Source organism: Streptomyces sp. NPDC050704 (assembly GCF_040654355.1).
Classification (GTDB): Bacteria; Actinomycetota; Actinomycetes; order Streptomycetales; family Streptomycetaceae; genus Streptomyces.
The window spans coordinates 1-17,257 of record NZ_JBFAHW010000040.1 but is presented as its reverse complement, the minus strand read 5'-3'; the positions used below and the strand labels follow the sequence as shown (position 1 = coordinate 17,257).

19 protein-coding genes and 3 pseudogenes are annotated in these 17,257 nt (G+C 68.1%); 8 read left to right on the top strand and 14 right to left on the bottom strand.

Going from position 1 to position 17,257, the window contains the following annotated elements; all coding sequences use genetic code 11:
* Nucleotides 1-113: 113 nt before the first annotated feature.
* On the top strand, nt 114-491 hold the full coding sequence (locus tag AB0I18_RS23825; RefSeq protein ID WP_363107572.1) for a winged helix-turn-helix transcriptional regulator: 378 nt from the start codon (nt 114-116) through the stop codon (nt 489-491).
* A gap of 76 nt (nt 492-567) precedes the next feature.
* Here the strand turns inward: AB0I18_RS23825 and AB0I18_RS23820 are convergent, their stop codons facing one another.
* The 8 genes and pseudogenes from AB0I18_RS23820 to AB0I18_RS23785 all read right to left on the bottom strand — a co-directional run bounded on the left by AB0I18_RS23820 (nt 568) and on the right by AB0I18_RS23785 (nt 3,914).
* On the bottom strand, nt 568-750 hold the full coding sequence (locus AB0I18_RS23820) for a hypothetical protein (RefSeq protein WP_363107625.1): 183 nt from the start codon (nt 748-750) through the stop codon (nt 568-570).
* A 263-nt stretch (nt 751-1,013) separates the two neighbouring features.
* Nucleotides 1,014-1,106 (bottom strand): annotated as a pseudogene (locus AB0I18_RS23815) (hypothetical protein); the annotation flags it as partial.
* Nucleotides 1,107-1,203: 97 nt separating this feature from the next.
* Nucleotides 1,204-1,353, bottom strand: a pseudogene (locus AB0I18_RS23810) (hypothetical protein); the annotation flags it as partial.
* Nucleotides 1,354-1,376: 23 nt separating this feature from the next.
* A complete protein-coding gene (locus AB0I18_RS23805) occupies nt 1,377-1,874 on the bottom strand; it encodes an FcoT family thioesterase (RefSeq protein WP_363107571.1) in 498 nt (165 codons plus the stop codon).
* The gene (locus AB0I18_RS23800; protein WP_363107570.1) at nt 1,871-2,761 is read right to left on the bottom strand and encodes a TauD/TfdA family dioxygenase; all 891 of its coding nucleotides are present in this window, start codon (nt 2,759-2,761) and stop codon (nt 1,871-1,873) included. The genes AB0I18_RS23805 and AB0I18_RS23800 overlap by 4 nt, the downstream gene beginning before the upstream one ends.
* Before the next feature lie 37 nt (nt 2,762-2,798).
* Nucleotides 2,799-3,038: an acyl carrier protein gene (locus AB0I18_RS23795; RefSeq protein WP_363107569.1), complete on the bottom strand. Its 240-nt coding sequence runs from the start codon at nt 3,036-3,038 to the stop codon at nt 2,799-2,801.
* Nucleotides 3,035-3,529: pseudogene (locus AB0I18_RS23790) on the bottom strand (3-oxoacyl-[acyl-carrier-protein] synthase III C-terminal domain-containing protein); the annotation flags it as partial. The pseudogene AB0I18_RS23790 and the gene AB0I18_RS23795, both read right to left, overlap by 4 nt.
* Nucleotides 3,530-3,788: 259 nt before the next feature.
* Nucleotides 3,789-3,914: a hypothetical protein gene (locus AB0I18_RS23785; RefSeq protein WP_363107568.1), complete on the bottom strand. Its 126-nt coding sequence runs from the start codon at nt 3,912-3,914 to the stop codon at nt 3,789-3,791.
* Nucleotides 3,915-3,963: 49 nt separating this feature from the next.
* On the opposite strand from AB0I18_RS23785, the gene AB0I18_RS23780 reads away from it, so the two are divergent.
* Nucleotides 3,964-4,443 (top strand): copper chaperone PCu(A)C, encoded by a 480-nt coding sequence (locus AB0I18_RS23780; RefSeq protein ID WP_363107567.1) that lies wholly within the window; start codon nt 3,964-3,966, stop codon nt 4,441-4,443.
* A 79-nt stretch (nt 4,444-4,522) separates the two neighbouring features.
* Here AB0I18_RS23780 and AB0I18_RS23775 read toward each other — a convergent pair whose 3' ends face one another.
* The 3 genes from AB0I18_RS23775 to AB0I18_RS23765 all read right to left on the bottom strand — a co-directional run bounded on the left by AB0I18_RS23775 (nt 4,523) and on the right by AB0I18_RS23765 (nt 6,925).
* Entirely contained in the window at nt 4,523-5,173 is a 651-nt protein-coding gene (locus AB0I18_RS23775) for a sigma-70 family RNA polymerase sigma factor (RefSeq protein WP_363107566.1), read from the bottom strand.
* A gap of 257 nt (nt 5,174-5,430) precedes the next feature.
* On the bottom strand, nt 5,431-6,132 hold the full coding sequence (locus AB0I18_RS23770; protein ID WP_363107565.1) for a hypothetical protein: 702 nt from the start codon (nt 6,130-6,132) through the stop codon (nt 5,431-5,433).
* Nucleotides 6,133-6,406: 274 nt separating this feature from the next.
* A complete protein-coding gene (locus tag AB0I18_RS23765) occupies nt 6,407-6,925 on the bottom strand; it encodes a MarR family transcriptional regulator (RefSeq protein ID WP_363107564.1) in 519 nt (172 codons plus the stop codon).
* 813 nt (nt 6,926-7,738) lie between these two features.
* On the opposite strand from AB0I18_RS23765, the gene AB0I18_RS23760 reads away from it, so the two are divergent.
* On the top strand, nt 7,739-9,658 hold the full coding sequence (locus tag AB0I18_RS23760; protein ID WP_363107563.1) for an alpha-L-fucosidase: 1,920 nt from the start codon (nt 7,739-7,741) through the stop codon (nt 9,656-9,658).
* Nucleotides 9,659-9,824: 166 nt separating this feature from the next.
* On the top strand, nt 9,825-12,389 hold the full coding sequence (locus AB0I18_RS23755) for an excinuclease ABC subunit UvrA (RefSeq protein ID WP_363107562.1): 2,565 nt from the start codon (nt 9,825-9,827) through the stop codon (nt 12,387-12,389).
* Nucleotides 12,390-12,467: 78 nt separating this feature from the next.
* On the opposite strand, the gene AB0I18_RS23750 is transcribed toward AB0I18_RS23755, so the two are convergent.
* The 3 genes from AB0I18_RS23750 to AB0I18_RS23740 all read right to left on the bottom strand — a co-directional run bounded on the left by AB0I18_RS23750 (nt 12,468) and on the right by AB0I18_RS23740 (nt 13,980).
* On the bottom strand, nt 12,468-12,836 hold the full coding sequence (locus AB0I18_RS23750) for a helix-turn-helix domain-containing protein (protein WP_363107561.1): 369 nt from the start codon (nt 12,834-12,836) through the stop codon (nt 12,468-12,470).
* Between the two features lie 232 nt (nt 12,837-13,068).
* Nucleotides 13,069-13,464: a nuclear transport factor 2 family protein gene (locus AB0I18_RS23745; RefSeq protein WP_363107560.1), complete on the bottom strand. Its 396-nt coding sequence runs from the start codon at nt 13,462-13,464 to the stop codon at nt 13,069-13,071.
* Between the two features lie 114 nt (nt 13,465-13,578).
* Nucleotides 13,579-13,980 carry a nuclear transport factor 2 family protein gene (locus tag AB0I18_RS23740; RefSeq protein WP_363107559.1) on the bottom strand — a complete coding sequence of 134 codons (402 nt, stop codon included), beginning with the start codon at nt 13,978-13,980 and terminating at the stop codon, nt 13,579-13,581.
* Nucleotides 13,981-14,230: 250 nt separating this feature from the next.
* On the opposite strand from AB0I18_RS23740, the gene AB0I18_RS23735 reads away from it, so the two are divergent.
* From AB0I18_RS23735 to AB0I18_RS23720, 4 genes are all read left to right on the top strand, one after another.
* Complete coding sequence (locus AB0I18_RS23735) at nt 14,231-14,794, top strand: nuclear transport factor 2 family protein (RefSeq protein WP_363107558.1); 564 nt, start codon at nt 14,231-14,233, stop codon at nt 14,792-14,794.
* Between the two features lie 897 nt (nt 14,795-15,691).
* Complete coding sequence (locus tag AB0I18_RS23730; protein WP_363107557.1) at nt 15,692-16,072, top strand: VOC family protein; 381 nt, start codon at nt 15,692-15,694, stop codon at nt 16,070-16,072.
* Between the two features lie 214 nt (nt 16,073-16,286).
* Complete coding sequence (locus AB0I18_RS23725) at nt 16,287-16,682, top strand: nuclear transport factor 2 family protein (RefSeq protein ID WP_363107556.1); 396 nt, start codon at nt 16,287-16,289, stop codon at nt 16,680-16,682.
* A 94-nt stretch (nt 16,683-16,776) separates the two neighbouring features.
* Complete coding sequence (locus AB0I18_RS23720) at nt 16,777-17,202, top strand: PPOX class F420-dependent oxidoreductase (RefSeq protein WP_363107555.1); 426 nt, start codon at nt 16,777-16,779, stop codon at nt 17,200-17,202.
* The last annotated feature ends 55 nt before the right edge of the window (nt 17,203-17,257 follow it).

Below are 17,257 nucleotides of genomic sequence, written 5' to 3'. Positions count from 1 at the left end.
CAGGCCATCCCCTCCCAGGCCCCGACGGGACCTGCCGGCCTGCGCACCGCGCGCACCCCTGGAAGCGAACCACCCACCGACCAGCCGCATCCCGCAAGGAAGGTGTGCACACCATGACGGATGACGCGCTCCGGGCAGCCGAGCACACCGTGATCGACGCCCTCTCCCACGCCTGCGCCACCCTCGGCGCGGCAGGCACCGGCCCGCTGCTGTCCGCCCTGGCCAAAGGAGCCACCGAACTCCCGGACCTGCAACACACCCTGCCCGCCATCAGCGAACACGCCCTCGCAGACCGCCTACAGGAACTCACCGGAGCAGGCCTGATCACCACCACCGAGTACCCGGACCAGCCCACCGTCCGCTACACCCTCACCACAAACGGCCGGGCCGCACTCATCCCCCTCGCCGCACTCGCGTACTGGGGACAAGAACACCTCCCCCGGAAAACCTCACGGGCAACGGTCCCACCGAAAGCGCATGACCTTGAGTGATCGCCGACCTGGGGTAACGGCCTCGGGGGAAAATGATATTGAGGCCGGCTCGCCTGGCGGTCCGGCTGGTGGTTGATCAGCAGGCAGTCTGCTTGACCGGCACCAGTTCGGTGCTCGGCTTTCGCCGGGTCGCCCGCCGGGCGGAGCGGTCGGAGACCAGCCCGGCGATCGCGAGGTGGGTCTCGGTAGAGGACTCGCGGCGGCCGGTGAATCGCTGAAGTGGTCGCCACTGCTTGTACTCGGCGTTGGTGTGCTCCACACAGATCCGGATGGAGGACTTGGCAGCCGGCGCTGCTCGCGCCAGGCGTAGTGCTCGCCCAGTGGTGCGTCGCCCTTCGGCTTCTCAGGCGGGGCGCTGACCTGGTTGGGGAACTCGTTGGCCAGGCCCCGGTAGCACTCGTCGACCTCGGCACGCACCCTCGGTTGCCGACGGAACTGCTCGGCGATGCCCTCGGTGCGCACCGCAGTCTGTGCCAGGCAGACCTCCCCGAGCGCGCCCGGCGGCAGTTCACGCGCCTCACCGTCGATCACCTTGCTGCGTACGCCCGGATAGGGGCGGCCCGCCGCCTGCATCAGGGAATCGCCGGGGACGTGTGCGGCAGGGGGCAGGCACACCGCGGTGTTGCCGGTCTCGGTGAGGCCGTAGATGCTCGGACTCCTTGCCGAGATACGCGACCCGGTCGCCCGGCGCGAGTCCGGCGGCCTGAAGGGCGTGGGCTGTGCGGTTGCTCTCGCGGTGCAGTTGCTCGTACGTCAGTGTGCGGCCCTCGCAGAGGACCGCGGGGGTGGTGGGCTGGTGCTGTGCGTGGAGACTCGTGGTCTGGACGAGGGTCTGGAGCTGCGGGTGGTGGAGCCGGTCCATGGTCGTGGGTCTCCCGTCTCGTGTCAGGGGACGTTGACGAACGCCAGGGTCGCCTCGCCGTCGCAGCGGCCCGCGTCGGCGTCCCAGTAGCGGAAGGCCGTATCGGCGTGCAGGAACGGGCTCCCGCCGGCCGGGGCTCGCCGGATCACGGACCGGAACTCCATCTCCCCGGAGAACACACGGGGATTGACCGGGCGTCGGAAATTCGAGGAGAAGCGGGCGATGAGAATGTCCGGGAGCTGGTGCTTCCAGAAGTCGTCCAACGTCCAGGATTCGAATCCCGTCCCCAGTCCTTCCTTCACGGACTTGGCGACGAGGTAATACATCATCTGGTTGTAGCAGATGTTCACCTCGACGGAATTCAGATGTCCGGTGTCGTCGATGTAGCACGACTCGGAGATCTCGAACTCGCAGCGGGCGAAAGCGCGTCCGTCGGTTTCCGTCACGACGGCCGAACTCAGGTACCTGCAGTGGTCCTTGTACGGCGTCAGCACTTGCGCCAGCAGGGCTTCGTCCGTCATGCCGGCGTGATCCCGTCGTGGAGCCCGCGTTCGTCGTGCACGGTGATGCGGTAGGAGACGGTCGGCTCCGGCGTGGTCGTGTGCCGGGCGCGGTGGATGAGGCTGCGGTTGTCCCAGACCAGCAGGTCGCCCTGCTCGAATCTCTGCAGGTGGATGTTGTCGTGCTCGAAGGACTCGTCGAGCTGACCGGTGGCGTCGAAGAGCCACTTGAGCAGCTCCTCGTCGAGCGGGTTGCCGTCCTGGTCCTCGATGCCGACGGTGAAGCCCTCGCTGATGTAGAGGACCGTCTCGCCGGTCATGGGGTGGGTGAACGTGGTCGGCTGGACGACAGCGGGTGTCTTCCGCTCGACCTCCTCGATGATCTCGGAGATGGGGCGGTAGACGTCGTGGGGCCGGATCTTGAAGTACTTTCGGACGGAGTGCCGGCAGTACGTCCCACCGATTTCCTTCTTGAGATCGTCGGGCAGTCTGTTGTACGCCCGGCCCATGTCGATGAAGTACGTACCGCGGTTCCTCTCCGGAATAACCTGGGGGTAGATCAGGGTGATGCCGAACGGCTCCGGCATGAACTGGTAGTCGGCCTGCCAGAATTTTCCGGTCTTCGGGACGCCTATCTGCTTTCCGTTCTCCGGGACGTTGGAGGAGACGAATATCTCGGCGACCTCCGGGTGCTGGTACATCGGCTCGTAGTAGGCCTCCGGCCGGCCCAGCCGTTTGCCGAGTGCGAGGAACTCCTGGGGCGAGAGGTCCTGCCCCTTCAGGACGGCGATCTTCTTTGTGTAGACAGTGCTTTTGACGGCGTCGATGTCGGCGTCCGAGGCGGTGGCATGGTCGAATCCCTCGACCGTCGCGCCGATCGCGCTGCCGGGCTGTTCTTCGATCTGCATGTGCTGCCTTCCGAGGAGAGGGGGAGTCGAGGAGGAGTCACAGGACCGTCTGTCGGGCGTCGACGAGCCCGGCGATGTCGCCGAGCGTGAGATCGGGCTGGAGTTCGTCGTCGCCGACCTTCACACCGAGGTCACGCTCGATGCGGATGCTGATCTCGACGGTCGTCAGCGAGTCGACGTCCAGTTCGCCGAGGGTCGCCTCGGGGCGGATCCGGTCCGCCGGAGTGTCGTGCAGCCTTGCGAGAATGCCGACCAACTGCTCGTACGTGGTGCTCATGACGTCGTCCGTTCTCCTTGGTCACAGAGGTCGTACAGGTGGCCCAGCGTGGGCAGCGCGGGCCAGGTCAGCAGGCAGGATCCCCAGGTGAGGCCGCCTCCGAAGGCCGTGAGCAGCAGCCGGTCGCCGGGGCGGACCACTTGACCGGCGGCCGCGTCGGCGAGGGCGAGCGGGATGGACGCGGCGCCGGTGTTGCCGACGGACTCGACATGGGTCGCGCAGCGCTCCCGTGGCAGACCGAGGTCGTCGGCCACCGAGTGCAGGATTCGTAGGTTGGCCTGGTGGGGTACGAAGTGGTCGACGTCGTCGATCTTCCAGCCGGCCCGGGACAGCGTGGCGCGCGCGGACTCGGCCATGCGCGTCACCGCGTGGCGGTGGACCTCCTTGCCCCGCATGGCGAAGTGCCGGTCCTGGCGGCTGGGTTCGCCCGGTCGGGAGCGCTGCCGGGAGCCGCCGGCCGCGACCACGATCAGGTCCTCGTGGGCGCCGTCGCCGAACTGCTTTCACCGTGTCAGTCCTCCCCCATGAACCGCCGAATCTCAGCCATCAGGGCGACGGACTCGCCGAACTCGGCTCTGATCGAGGAAACAGACGTCTTCGCTTCACGTGTGTCGAACCACCTTCTCCCGAAGTACCGCGCCTCGGCCCGCCGACGACCGCACATGCTGGTCAGCGGGTGCCGAACCGCGCTGTCGAACCAGTAGTCGGTCGCTGGTGGTGCGGAGTTCCCGTGTTCGCGCAGCGTTTTGTTCAGCCGCGCCTGCGGAAGCGGGCGCGGGCGCGGGCCACCACCGCCACCGGCCGGAACCGGTCGGAACCGGTCGGCTCGGCAGGAGCCGGGAACCAGACGGGACCGCGCCACGACCACTGACGCATGGAGCCGAGAAGTCTGATGCGTGTGATGCGCAGGCAGCGGAACACGCCCTTGGGAAACGTCCTTCGGGCCGTCGCGGCACCATTGGGTGCTTCCTGTGGTGCGCTGGCCCTGCTGGTGGCCTACACCTCGACCGGCGCGGCAGGCGAAGCGCCGCCCAGGATCACGGTCGTCGACGCGCGCATCATCGCGGCACCCGCGGGCTCCGGCTCCACCACCGCCTACTTCGAGGTCCGCAACGCCGGCCCGTCGAAGGACACACTGCTGTACGCCGACTCGACGGAACTGGGCGTCAGCCAACTCCGCCGTACGGTGCGCAGGACCGGGACAGGGCGTACGGGGCGTACGGACCCGGTATGGGCTGTCGACGTCCCGGCGGGCGGCACGGTACGCATGGCGCCGGGCGGCCTCGGAGTGGTGATCCTGGATCCGCCCGAGCTGACGACCGGCCAGACGCTGCCGTACAGCCTGTGGTTCCGTCAGAGCGGGAGGGTCGCCGTCCGGGCGACCGTGACCGAGAGCGTGCGGTGAGCCCGGGAGCCAGGGTCGGCTGGAGAGAGGGAGGGGTGCCGGTGTCTCCGCGGACATGGAGACACCGGCACTCCATTCCTCAGGCCGCCGCCGCGGCCGGCGCAGGCGGTTCCTCGGCCTCCGCGAGGAGTTCGACGAGGGCCACCCGGGCCCGTGCCACCCGCGAGCGGATCGTCCCGACGGGGCAGCCGCTCAACTCGGCGGCCTCCTCGTAGGGCAGTCCCGCCAACTGGGTGAGGACGAACGCCTGGCGGCGCTCGGAGGGCAGGGCGTCCAGCAGACCGAGCAACGCCACACCTTCCTCGAAGCCGGGCAGCCCTCTCGGCTGGGCCCGCTCGGCCCGTACCGTCCAGTCGTCCGCATCGGCCAACCGCGGCCGCGCGGCGGCGTACCGCCAGCTGTCGACGACCGTACGACGCGCGATGGACAGCAGCCACGTGCGCGCCGACGAGCGCCCTTCGAACCGGTGCAGGCTGCCGAGCGCCCGCAGAAACGTGTCCTGCGCCAGGTCGTCGGCGAGCTGGCGATCGGAGGAGAGGTGGGTGATGTAGCGGACGACGTCGGGATGCAGGGCCCGTACGAACCGGTCGACGGCGGCAGGGTCGCCGCCGCGGGCGGCCAGCGCCCAGGCGGTGGCCGACTCGTCGCGCGCTGCCGCGCCGGACTCGTCCGTCGCCTCGTACCCCGCCTCACGCGTTTCGCGTGAGGCGGTCAGGACAGGAGTGATCACCTGTATGTCCTTCTCGGATTGTCCGGGACCCGGCAGGGCGGCATGCGCGACCGCGCACTCGGGCGCGACGCGCCTGGCGCGCAGGGATGCGCGGTGCGCCGCTGCGGAAACGTCCCGGAACGGGAGGGAAGTGGGATGGGGCCGTACGACGTGAACGACCCCTGCCCGAAAGCCCTGCCCTCCCGCCCCTGGCGTCGACGACGCGGCGCTCGTGGGGACAGTGGGACAGTGGGGACGGCCTCGGGGAACCGGCTGTCTCAGGCGACAGCGGTTCCGGCCGGAGGCCCCCGAGAAATGATCGTGTGAGCGAGTGTCAGTCTTGGTACGCGTGCCGAACGCTCGCGCGTCGGCCGCGGGCGCGGCGGGTGGGGCGGCGTGGCGGGCAGGGCGACCGGCAGCCGCAACGGAGCGGCCAGCCATCCCTCGACCGCCCGCAGGACACGGAACGCGGCCCGCTCGCCGTGGGCCAGCCACAGGCCGCTCAGCAGTGCGGCCAGGGCGTGGGCGGCGAGCATGCCGAGTGACGACGTGCCGCTCATGTCGTGAGCCATGTGGCCGAGGTGCCCCGCAGGCGCCGCGTGGCCCATGTCCATGGCGCCCATGTCGATCGCGTCCACGGAGGTGGAGCCCATGGGCATGCCGCTCGCTTCACCACGCATGTGGTGCACCGCGGAATCCGTGCCGGCCCCCGACGCCGCCGACTGTGCCGACTGGGCCGACGAGAAGGTCCAGTGGAGCGCGCCCTGGGCGAGGGCTACAGCGGACACCACCAGCGTGAGCCCGCGTTCACGGCCCGCCAGACACCAGCCGACGCCGCTCGTGGCGACGAACCCGGCGGCCATCGTCCACCAGGGCACGGTGGAGCCCGACATCAGGACGTGGCCGAGGGCGGCGAGCAGCACGCAGACGGCCGCGAACACCACGGCCCGTATCGTGCGCGCACACCACCCAGCAGTCATGTCGGCCTCATCCTTGCATCCGAGCTCCGCTCGTCACAGGTGGGTACGCACAACACCCGGGCCTGCCACTCAACTCCGAATCGGTGATGCAGGACACACCAACGTGCCGGAACCCGATAGGCGACCCGCCCGACTCCTGAGGGAGGGGGAGTCATGTTCCGTACCACCAGTCGGGATCGGCGGGCACTGTCGCGTCAAGTTCGTACGGGGACATGGCGAGGCTGTCACCGGCAGGGACGGCGACGGTGGAGCACCGGGGTTCAGTCGTCGTGGCTCACGAGGCCGACCGGCCGGCCTGCTTCGACGCCCGCATCGCCGGCACCGGCGACTGCCCAGCACCCTTCCGCTCCGCATCCAGGCCACGTCCAGCCGCCCGCAGCATGCCGAGAACCGCGGTCACCTCCCGTACGGACTGCTCGGGAATCACCGACCCGATACGCAGTTCCAGCTCCTCCTCGAAGACCTTCAGCGCCCCCTTCACCAGCTTCCGTCCCTCGGGCGTCAACTCGACGATCGAGGAACGGCGGTCGTTCGGATTGGCCCGCCGCTGACACAGGCCCGCCACCTCCAGGCGGTCGACCACCTTGCTCGTGCCACCCACCGTGATCGAGAACTCCTCCGCGATGTCCTGGATCCGCCGCCCGGGCCGACGCAACAGCAGGTGCAGCACCTCGAACGACGTGAGAGGCAGGTCGTACTCGGCCCGCAACCGCCCCTCGATGCCGTTCCACAGCTCGATCTCCAGCGAGACCAGCTCCCGGTACAACAGCTTCAGATCAGCGTCAGCCATCATTCATCTTCCGAAGAATTATGTTCCATAGGTTGTTAATTGTATGCCGTCAGCGATCGGGGTCACCTGCGTACAGAAGAGCGGCAGCTCAGCGACATCGCGGTGGCCACCTTGACCACCGGACCTGACTCGCCCCGGCTACCTTTCCCGCTAACGTGGACGGCAACAAGCGCTGGATGAAGGGGACTTGCGGCACCCCGACCGGGACCCGGCGCACCGCGAGTCCGTCACCCAGGAGCAGGCCCCACGGCGGTTCCGGTGTTGCTCGCCCCCGACCCGTCTGGAAGTGCACTCACAAGGGCCCGAGCCACCCCATTCACCCGACCTATCGGACCTTTGACATGCCGCACCTCGGCCACTTGCCCCTGAGACTTGGTGCCTCATCTGCTGCGATCACGAGGTTTCTGTCGATCCTCTAGACAGACCCTGCACTGAAGCCCCTTAATAGATCCGATGTTACTCCGGCGAAACACACGCCGTGCGGTGGCTTCTCTCCTGCTCGCCGCCCGAGGGTGACCAGTCACTCCGTTCAGCCCGGTTGTCGAGCCGCAGCACCATGTGTTGTCCCGCGAAGAGTTAGGAGCGCACGTTGTCAGAGCCGGCGCGCCGCAGGGCTCGCGCCGACCGCCTTCCTGAGTGTGTTCCCACTGCTCGTCACCGGATTGCGCGCCAAGGTCACTTCGTCACCGTGACCGACGCATCCCGGGTGCCCCTGCACCCAGGCCGGCGCCGACTGCCACCTGGGACGGCGTCACCGCGATCCATGCCATCGATCCACAGGAGTGAGCCATGTCCTCATCAGGAATGAATCGCCGTATGTTTCTCGGTGCCGCGGGTGCGGCGACCGCCGCGACCGCCCTGCCGATCGTCCCCGGCTTCTCCGGCCTTCTGTCGCAGGCAGCCGCCGCGGACACACAGACCAACCTGAGCAAGATGGTCGACATGCGGTTCGGCATGTTCAACCACTTCAGCCTGGGCACGTTCACCAACCAGGAGTGGGCCGAACCCAACCAGAGCCCCACCCTCTTCGCTCCCCCGAGCGTCAACTGCGCGCAGTGGGCCGACGCGGCGGCCGCCGCGAAGATGAGTTACGGCATCCTGACCACCAAGCACCATGACGGCTTCGCCCTGTGGCCGAGCGCCTACGGCACCCAGAACGTCGCGAACAGCTCCTACAAGCAGGACGTGGTGCGGGCGTACTGCGATGCGTTCCGGGCGAAGGGGCTGAAGGTCGGGTTCTACTACTCGATCTGGGACCGCACCTTCGGCGTCGAGGCATGGGAGAGCCGGCACAAGGTGACCGGGCTCGAAACCACCGATGCCATCCAGCCCGGCGACATGACCTTCATCCTCGGCCAGATCACCGAGTTGCTCACCAACTACGGCACCATCGACATCTTCATGACCGACGGTTACACATGGCAGATGGGGCAGCAGGCCGTCTCCTACCAGAGGATTCGTTCGCTGGTGAAACAGCTGCAGCCGGACTGCGTCATGATCGACATCGGCGGACTGTCGGAGCCCTTCCTCAGCGACGCGATCTTCTTCGAGGAGCCGTTGGGGGTCTCGGCGCCGGCGGGCAACACCTACGCCGGAATGCAGGGGCAGACCATCAGCGACGGCTGGTTCTGGCACCCCTCCACCCCGACCGAGAGCCTCATGAGCAAAGCCGCGGTCCTGTCACACCTGGCCGACCTGGAGCCGAAGTACACCTCGTTCATCCTCAACTGCCCGCCCAACCGCAACGGCCTGCTGGACACCAACATCGTCAACCGGCTCGCCGAGGTGGGTGCCGCCTGGAGCCCGAACACCTCCCGGCCACCGCTGCCCACCCAGCCACTGCGCGCCGAGTACCCGGTCACCCCGGTCAACGCGTACGCGACCGCCTTCCACACCGGCGAGGGACCCCTCAACACCATCGACGGACTCAGCGACGTCCGTTACGAAACCTGCTGGTCGACCTGGAGCCTGCCGCTGCCGCAGTCGATCACCATCGACCTGGGCGGGGTGTGGAGCAACGTCTCCACCCTGGAGTACCTGCCCAAGCAGTGGAACCGCAGCAACTCCACCGACGGCGACATCACCTCGTACACCATCCACACCAGCACCGACGGTGTCACCTTCACCCAGGTAACCGCGGGCACCTGGGCCGGTGACCGCAGGCTCAAGCTGGCCGAGTGGCCGGCCAGGAACGTGGGCTTCGTTCGGATCCAGGTCAATGCGGCCACCGGCGGTTACGCCAACATCAGCGGCGTCAGGATCGGCGGCCGGAAGGCCAAGCCCGCACTGGTGTCCACCACACTCCCCGGTGACGGCACCGTCTACCGGCTGGTCGCCCAGCACAGCGGCAAGGTCGCCGACGTGGAGGGCGCGCACACCGCCAACGGCACCAACGTCGATCAGTGGCCATGGCTCAACCAGGCGAACCAGAAGTGGACCTTCACGAGCACCGGCGACGGCTACTACAAGATCAAGGGTGTGGGCAGCCGCAAGCTTCTGGAGGTCGCGGCTCTCTCGCGCGCGGACGGCGGCAACGTCGGCATCTGGGGAGACGCCGACGCCCCCCAGCAGCACTGGGCCGTCACGCCCACCGGTGACGGAAACTACTTCCTCATCAACCGCTACAGCGGGCTTTCCCTCGGCGTCGACGAGGGCAGCACCGCCGACGGGGCCAACGTCGAGCAGCAGCCGTACGCGTCACAGACGCGGCAGCAATGGCGGATCATCCCGTCCTGACCTGCCCTCCGCCCCTCCCCCCGCCGCCTGCTCCCCGGAGCCGTCAGCCATTCCTTGTGTCACACCAAAAGCATCATATACATTACACGGAAGCAACTTCTGAGGATTTATTCTGTGGGTGCCGGGTCGTTGGTGAACCCGAAGATGCCGTTGGTAGGGAGACCCGATGACGCACAACAGCACGGGCGACGCAGTATCCGGGCCGCCCTCGGCCGGGGCCGAGGGCGCGGGGGATCCACCCCTGGCGATCCAGGTGCGCGGGGCGAAGGTCCACAACCTCAAGGACATCGACGTGACGGTGCCACTGCGCCAACTCGTCGCGGTGGCAGGCGTGTCCGGTTCCGGCAAGTCCTCGCTGGCGATGGGGGTCCTGTACGCGGAGGGGTCACGCCGGTACCTGGAGGCGCTGTCCACGTACACCCGCCGGCGCATGGCGCAGGCACCACGCGCGGCGGTGGACAGTGTCGAGCATGTGCCCGCGGCGCTCGCGCTGCGGCAGCGGCCCGGTGTCCCCGGGGTGCGCAGCACCTTCGGTACGTCGACCGAGCTACTGAACGTCCTTCGCCTGCTGTTCTCCCGCCTGGGAGCACACCTGTGCCCCAACGGCCACCGGCAGGACCCGACCATCGACGTCGCCGCGGGGCTGGACCTGACCTGCCCTGTGTGCGAGGTGACGTTCTACCCGCCGGGCGCGGAGTCGCTGGCCTTCAACTCGGACGGCGCATGCCCGCGGTGCACCGGCACCGGCATGGTCCGGGAAGTCGACGAAGCAGCCCTCGTCCCGGATCCGCAACGCACCATCGCCGAGGGGGCGGTGGCTCCGTGGTCGATGTTCGGGCTGACGGTGATGCCGCAGGTCGTCGCCGAGTTCGGGGTTCGCACCGATGTGCCGTACACGGAGCTGACCGCCCACGAGCGGGACATCGTCATGCACGGCCCCGCCGAGAAGCGGCACATCAGCGTGCGGTCCAAGAACGGCAAGCTCTTCGAGCTGGACTTCACTTACCGCAACGCCCGCCGGGCGGTCGAGGACGCCTTGAACAACGCCACGACCGAGCGCGGTCTGAACCGGGTGAACAAGTTCATCAGCGCCCAGACCTGCCCCGCCTGCGGTGGCACTCGGCTCAGCGAGCAGGCACGCGCCACCCTGGTCGACGGCATCAATCTCGCCGAGGCAGCCGCGAAGACCCTTGACGACCTCATCGAGTGGGCCCCTGTCCTCACCGACACCCTGCCACCGGAGATGCGCCCGATGGCGCGGAACATCGTCGCCACTCTGCTGGACGCCGCCCGCCGCCTGGTCGAACTCGGCCTGGGCTACCTCGCCTTGGATCGAGCCAGCTCAACCCTGTCGACCGGTGAACGGCAGCGTGTCCAGCTGGCCCGCGCGGTGCGCAACCAGACCACTGGAGTGCTCTACGTCCTGGACGAGCCCTCCATCGGCCTGCATCCCTCGAACGTGGACGGTCTCCTCGGAGTGATGCGCGACCTGCTGCGCGACGGCAACTCCGTCGTACTCGTCGACCACGACGTCCAGGTCCTGCGCGAAGCCGACTGGCTCATCGAGATCGGCCCCGGCTCCGGCACCGAAGGCGGCACCGTCCTGGCCGCCGGCGACGTCACCGCCCTCGGCAACGACCCCGACTCCCTGATCGGCGGATTCCTCGTCGGCCGCGAGCCCGCCCTCGTACGCGACCGAGCCGACCGCGACGCGATGTTCGACCAGGGCCGCATCCACCTGGACACCCGCCCCCTGCACACGGTGCACGCCCTGGACGTCGACATCCCCCAGGGGCGTCTGACCGCCGTGACCGGCGTGTCCGGATCGGGCAAGACCACGCTGATCCTCGACAGCCTCGTCCCGGCCCTCCGGGCACAAGCCGACGGCCGCCAGCTGCCCGGCCATGTCTCGAAGGTGGACGCGCAGGGGATCACCCGGGTGAACATGGTCGACGCCACCCCCATCGGCGTCAACGTCCGGTCCACCGTCGCCACCTACAGCGGCATCCTCGACGACCTGCGTCGTGCCTACGCCGCCACCGGCACGGCCGGGCAACAGAGCCTGACCGCCGCGGACTTCTCGTACAACACGGGCTCCCTTCGCTGTCCCCGCTGCGAAGGCACCGGCCAGATCTCCCTGGACGTGCAGTTCCTCCCCGACGTCGATATCGCCTGCCCGGCCTGCGACGGCGCCCGCTACGCTCCCCAAGCCGCCGACATCCTCCGTCCGACCCCCGGCGACCCTGACGGCGGGATCAGCCTGCCCGACCTGCTGGCTCTCACCGTGCGGCAGGCCATCGAGCAGGTCGGAGACATCCGGCGGGTGCGCACCCGGCTCCAGTCCCTCATCGACCTCGGCCTCGGCTACCTCACCCTCGGCGAGGACACCCCGGCCCTGTCCGGTGGCGAGGCGCAGCGGCTGAAGCTCGCCACCGAGCTCACCCGCAACCAGTCCGACGCCCTCTTCATCCTCGACGAACCCAGCGTCGGACTCCACCCCCTCGACATCCGCACCCTCCTGGACGTCCTCCAGCGTCTGGTCGACAACGGCGCCACCGTCATCGTCATCGAGCACGACCTCGACATGATCACCAACGCCGACCATGTCATCGACATGGGCCCCGGAGGCGGCACCGCCGGAGGCACCATCGTTGCCACCGGAACCCCCGACGACATCACACGGAACCCGCACAGCATCACCGGCCGCTACCTCGGCAAACACCTCACCTGACGACGTACACACCAGCTGGGCACTGTCGATCCCGGATCACGTCACGTCTCTGCCCAGGCCTGTTGGTCCAGCGGGGGATCAGTGGCGGTTGTCGTAGATCTCGCGGGCGTCGAGGACCTCGCGGATGTGTTCCTCGGCCCAGTGCCCCAGTACGCGCAGAGGTGTGTGCAGCGTGTGTCCCAGTGCGGTCAGCTCGTACTCAACCCGGGGTGGTATCTCCGGGTAGGCGTGCCGGGTCACCAGTCCGTCGCGTGCCAGGTTCTTCAAGGTGTCGGTGAGGACCTTGGGGCTGATCCCACCGACCGCGGTACGCAGGTCGCCGAAGCGCATCCTGCCGGTACCGAGCGCGACGACCACCATGGCCGCCCACTTGTTGGCGATGCGATCCAGCGACGTGCGGGACGGGCAGTCCGCCGTAAAGATGTTGAACTCCCGTTTCTCTGGCATTTTCCACTTCTCTTCTGGGGGCCGTCGCAGAGGACCGCCGGGGCCTGATGCCGCCCGGGCGACGGGGGAAATCACCGAGCGACAGTCCGGGAGGAAGACCCGAGCCCGGCTTGGCGGCTGGGCCGCTGGGCCGCTGGTGACGAACACAGCAGGCCGGACTTTGAGGAATTGCCGGCGGGCGGCCGCGCCTCGACGCGACCGCCCGCCAACGCCCCACGATCCGGGCCGTTCTCTACTTCCCCCAGAAGGCGTCCTCGGCCGCCTGGTCGCTGGAGAACAGCCACATCTCGACGATCTTCCCGTCCTCCAGGCGCAGCACATCCACTCCGTCCATGCTCATGGACGCGTCCCCGCGCCGGCCGGCGAAGTGAATGGAGGCGGCCACCACATCGCCGTTGCCCATCAAGGCATGGACCGCGTCGATGGCGAAGCTGCCCTGGCTGGCTTCCATCATCCCGCCGAGCATCGCGAAGACCGCATCACGGCCCTGGTGCTCACCGGAGAACTGGTTGCCGCCCGGCTGGTGCCAGACGACCTCCTCCGCCAGAAGCTCCCCCACCCGGGCCAACTCACCCTTCTGGATCGACTCGAAGTACTCACGGGCGATGTCGACGTTCGTGCTGCTCATGACCATCCACTCCTTTACGCCCCGGATATCGGGGCAGAACGACGCTGCTGTGTTTGCAAGTTGGGTTCGTAACCCGGCCGGTAGAGACGGCGTTTCCATGGAAGCGGCCCACCCTCAGGCGGCGCCCCAGAAGGCGTCCTCACCGCCCTGACCCGCGGAGAAGAGCCAGACCTCGGCGATCCGGTCACCCTCGACCCTCAGGAGGTCGACGCCGTCCATCCCCATCACCTCGCCGTTACGCCTGGCGGAGAAGTGGACCGGTGTGGCGACCAGTGCACCGTTGACCATGGGGTTGCCGGTCGTCCTGAGTTCGAAGGTCCCCTCGGTGACCGTCATCATGCCGCCGAACATCTCGCCGATCGCAGCCGCACCGCGGTGGCTGCCGGAGAACTGGTTCCTGCCCGGCTGATGCCACACGATGTCGTCGGTGAACATGCGGGTGACCGCGCCGAAATCCCTGGCCGACACCGCGACGGCGTACTGCCGGGCGATGCCGAGTACGGCACTGGACTCCATGGTGGCTCTCTCCCTCGGTGAGTTGGTTCCGATGACACCCATGCTCACCGTCAGTAACCAGTCACCTCAACGTAACCAATGGCAATACGTGTCGCACATCACATTTACGGGCGTGCATCCGGTCGATCAATTTGTGACGTGCACCACAAGTCACCAACGGTTACGTTGAGGTGACTGGTTACCAGTGGAAAGCATCGGGGCGGCGAAACAGTCCCGGGATGCAGATCCCACCGAAACCAGGGAGATCAGGATGAAGAACCGCGTTCGCACACGTTCCGTTGCGGCCACCACTCTCGCCCTCACCGTCGTCGGCACCCTCACCGCCGGCGTGAGCTACGCGACGGCGGACACATCCGTCACCGCCACGGCCACGGCCCACAAGCCGGTCACCCGTTCCGCCGACGGATGGAAGGCCCAGCAGCAGGCCGCCAACGTCAAGCTCGCCGGCGAGTACTTCCAGGCCATCCAGAAGGGCGACTTCGACAAGGTGGGCAGGATCCTGGACAAGAACGTCGTCTGGCACCAGCCGGGCTTCAACCAGTTCTCCGGGACGCACAAGGGGCGCGACGCCGTCTTCAAGATGCTCGGCGGGATGACCGAGGCCAGCCAGGGCACCTTCGCCATCAACAAGGTCAACGGCCTCATGCCCAACGGCGACAAGGTGGCAGCCCCCATCCACTTCTCGGGCAAGCGCGGCGACAGGTCCATGAGCATGGACGGTGTGGATGTCCTTCGCTTCAAGCACGGCAAGGTCGTCGAGGTGTGGCTGTACTCCGGTGACCAGGCGGCCGAGGACGCCTTCTGGGGCAGGTGACCGACTCCTCCTCGCGCAAGGGCGGCCGTCGTGCCGCTGAGCGAGGCAATCTCCGACCTGGTCAACACACATGCCCGCCTGGACATCTCGCAGGCATGGGGCGACGGACCGGCAGATGGCGACCCCGCCGTCCATGGCTGTTCCGGTCCACGACGCCGATCAAGGGCTGGGTCGTCGTTCTGTGATCCGTATCCTGTGCCGGCCCGCGTGTGCTTCGAGGCCGCGAACCGGCCGTGCGGCTGAGTGGTGGCAGAACTACAGAGGGGGGCACCGACGGGTCGGTGTGCCTCCCGTCCACCTTGCCGCTGTCACTCCTGGGCGCCGGAAGCCAATCGTCCGTCGGTGCCCCCTACGGCCAATCATTGCACAGTGCAAAATGAGATTGCCAGCCCCCCCAGCCGACTTCCCCGGATGGCTCGTGCGGGGCGTCATGCCTGCCCGCGTCCGCGCTTACGGCGCCCGACGACGCCGAGGCCGAGGCCGACGAAGGGGATGCCTCGCCCCGCCGCGCGGTACGCCGCCTCGCCGCCGTCGAAGCGGCGACCCGTGTACGCACGCAGACGGCGGGCCGTCCGGGGATGCCTGCGTGCGTCGAGTACTCACTGACACCTCTCGGTGAAGGGCTGCGCGATGCCCTGGAGGCCGTGCGCCGGGGTCCTGTGCCGCCCGAGGGCTGGTCGGCTGGAGACCGCCAAAGCCACACCCGCGGATCAATACTCCTCGGAAGTTGCTTCCATGGAATGTAAATGGTTTGCTGGACGCCAGGCCGGTTCAGGGCCTGCCGCCCCTGCCGCTCCCCTCGGGGCCCATCGCGAGTGGCGGCCACCGCCCGGTACTCAGCCTGCTTCAGCGAGTCACAATCGTCCCCTTTTGCCGGGGGCAAAAGGAGTGAGTGTCATGACCGTTCCCGCCTTCAACTCGGTCGCCTGGTTCGAGTTCGGCACCGACCAGCCCGAGAAGGTCAAGGAGTTCTACGGCGAGCTCTTCGACTGGAAGTACGCGCTCAACACCAACACGCCCGGTGTGACCTACCACTCCGTGATGGCGCCGGGCGCCCCGCAGCCGTCCGGCGGCGTGTGGGAGTCGGAGGGCGGCTTCCCCAACTACGCGGTCTTCTACGTACTGGTGCAGGACGTGGCCGCGACCGTCAAGCGCGGCCAGGAGCTCGGGGCCAAGGTCCTCATGGAGCCGGTCTCCGACTCCGCGGGCCTCACCTTCGCCCGGCTGGAGGACTCCGCCGGCAACCACTTCGGCGTGTTCTCGGTACCCGCCCAGTAAGCGCGGTCACGGCCGCCGACCGCCGCACCAGGCGGCCACCGCGCACCGAAGCCGCGAAGACACTCGGCGCCCGCCGCATCGTCCCCGCGCACTACGACAGCTGGGCCCACTTCCAGGAAGGCCGGACCGAAATCGAGACCGCCTTCGCCGAGGCCGGCCTGGCCGACCGTCTCGACTTCGCCCGACAACCCCGCCCGAACCCGTGGAGACCTCGATGACCACTGCGAACCTCGACCTCGCCCGCGCCTACTTCCAGGCCGTACAGACCGGAGACATGGCCGGCCTCGGCGACCTCCTCGACCCGGAGATCGTCTGGCACCAGCCCGGCACCAACCAGTTCTCCGGTGACCACAAGGGCCAGGGCGCCGTCTTCCAGATGCTCGGCAGCATGATGGAGGCCAGCCAGGGCACCTTCTCCATCGACAAGATCCACTCGCTCATGGGCAACGGCGACCTGATCGCCGCCACCATCCACTTCGCCGGCCGCCGCGGCGACACGTCCATGGCCATGGACGGCCTCGACCTCCTGCGCATCCAGAACGGCAAGATCACCGAAATGTGGCTCTTCTCCGGCGACCAGAACGCCGAAGACGCCTTCTGGGGCCGTTGAGAGACCCGCGTGTGCGCCGAGGCCGGGCCGGTCCTCGGCGCACACGTGCGACACCCCCACCGGCACGGCTGTCCACCAAAGTGAAAGGCATCGCATGCGGAAGATGACCGACGAGCAGTGGCGGGCGTTCGTCACGCACGGCACCCGCACCGGCAAACTGTCGACCGTCCGAGCCGACGGCAGCCCGCACGTCACCCCGGTCTGGTTCCTCCTCGACGGCAACGACATCGTGCTCACCACCGAGCAAGACGGCGTCAAGGGCCGCAACCTCGTCCGCGACGGACGGTTCGCCCTCTGCGTCGACGACGACCACCCCCCGTACGCGTTCGTCATCCTCCAAGGACGCGCCGACACCTACGAGAACCCCGACGAGATGCTGCGCTGGGGTGGCCTCCTCGGTGCCCGCTACATGGGCGAGCACCGCACCCAGGAGTACGCCGCCCGCAACGGCACCCCCGGCAACCTCCTCGTCCGCGCCCACATCGACAAAGTCATCGCCTTCGACGGAATCGCCGACTGAAAGACTTCGGGCGGTTGGTGCGGGCCGGGTGACGATGGTTCACCCGGCCCGCACC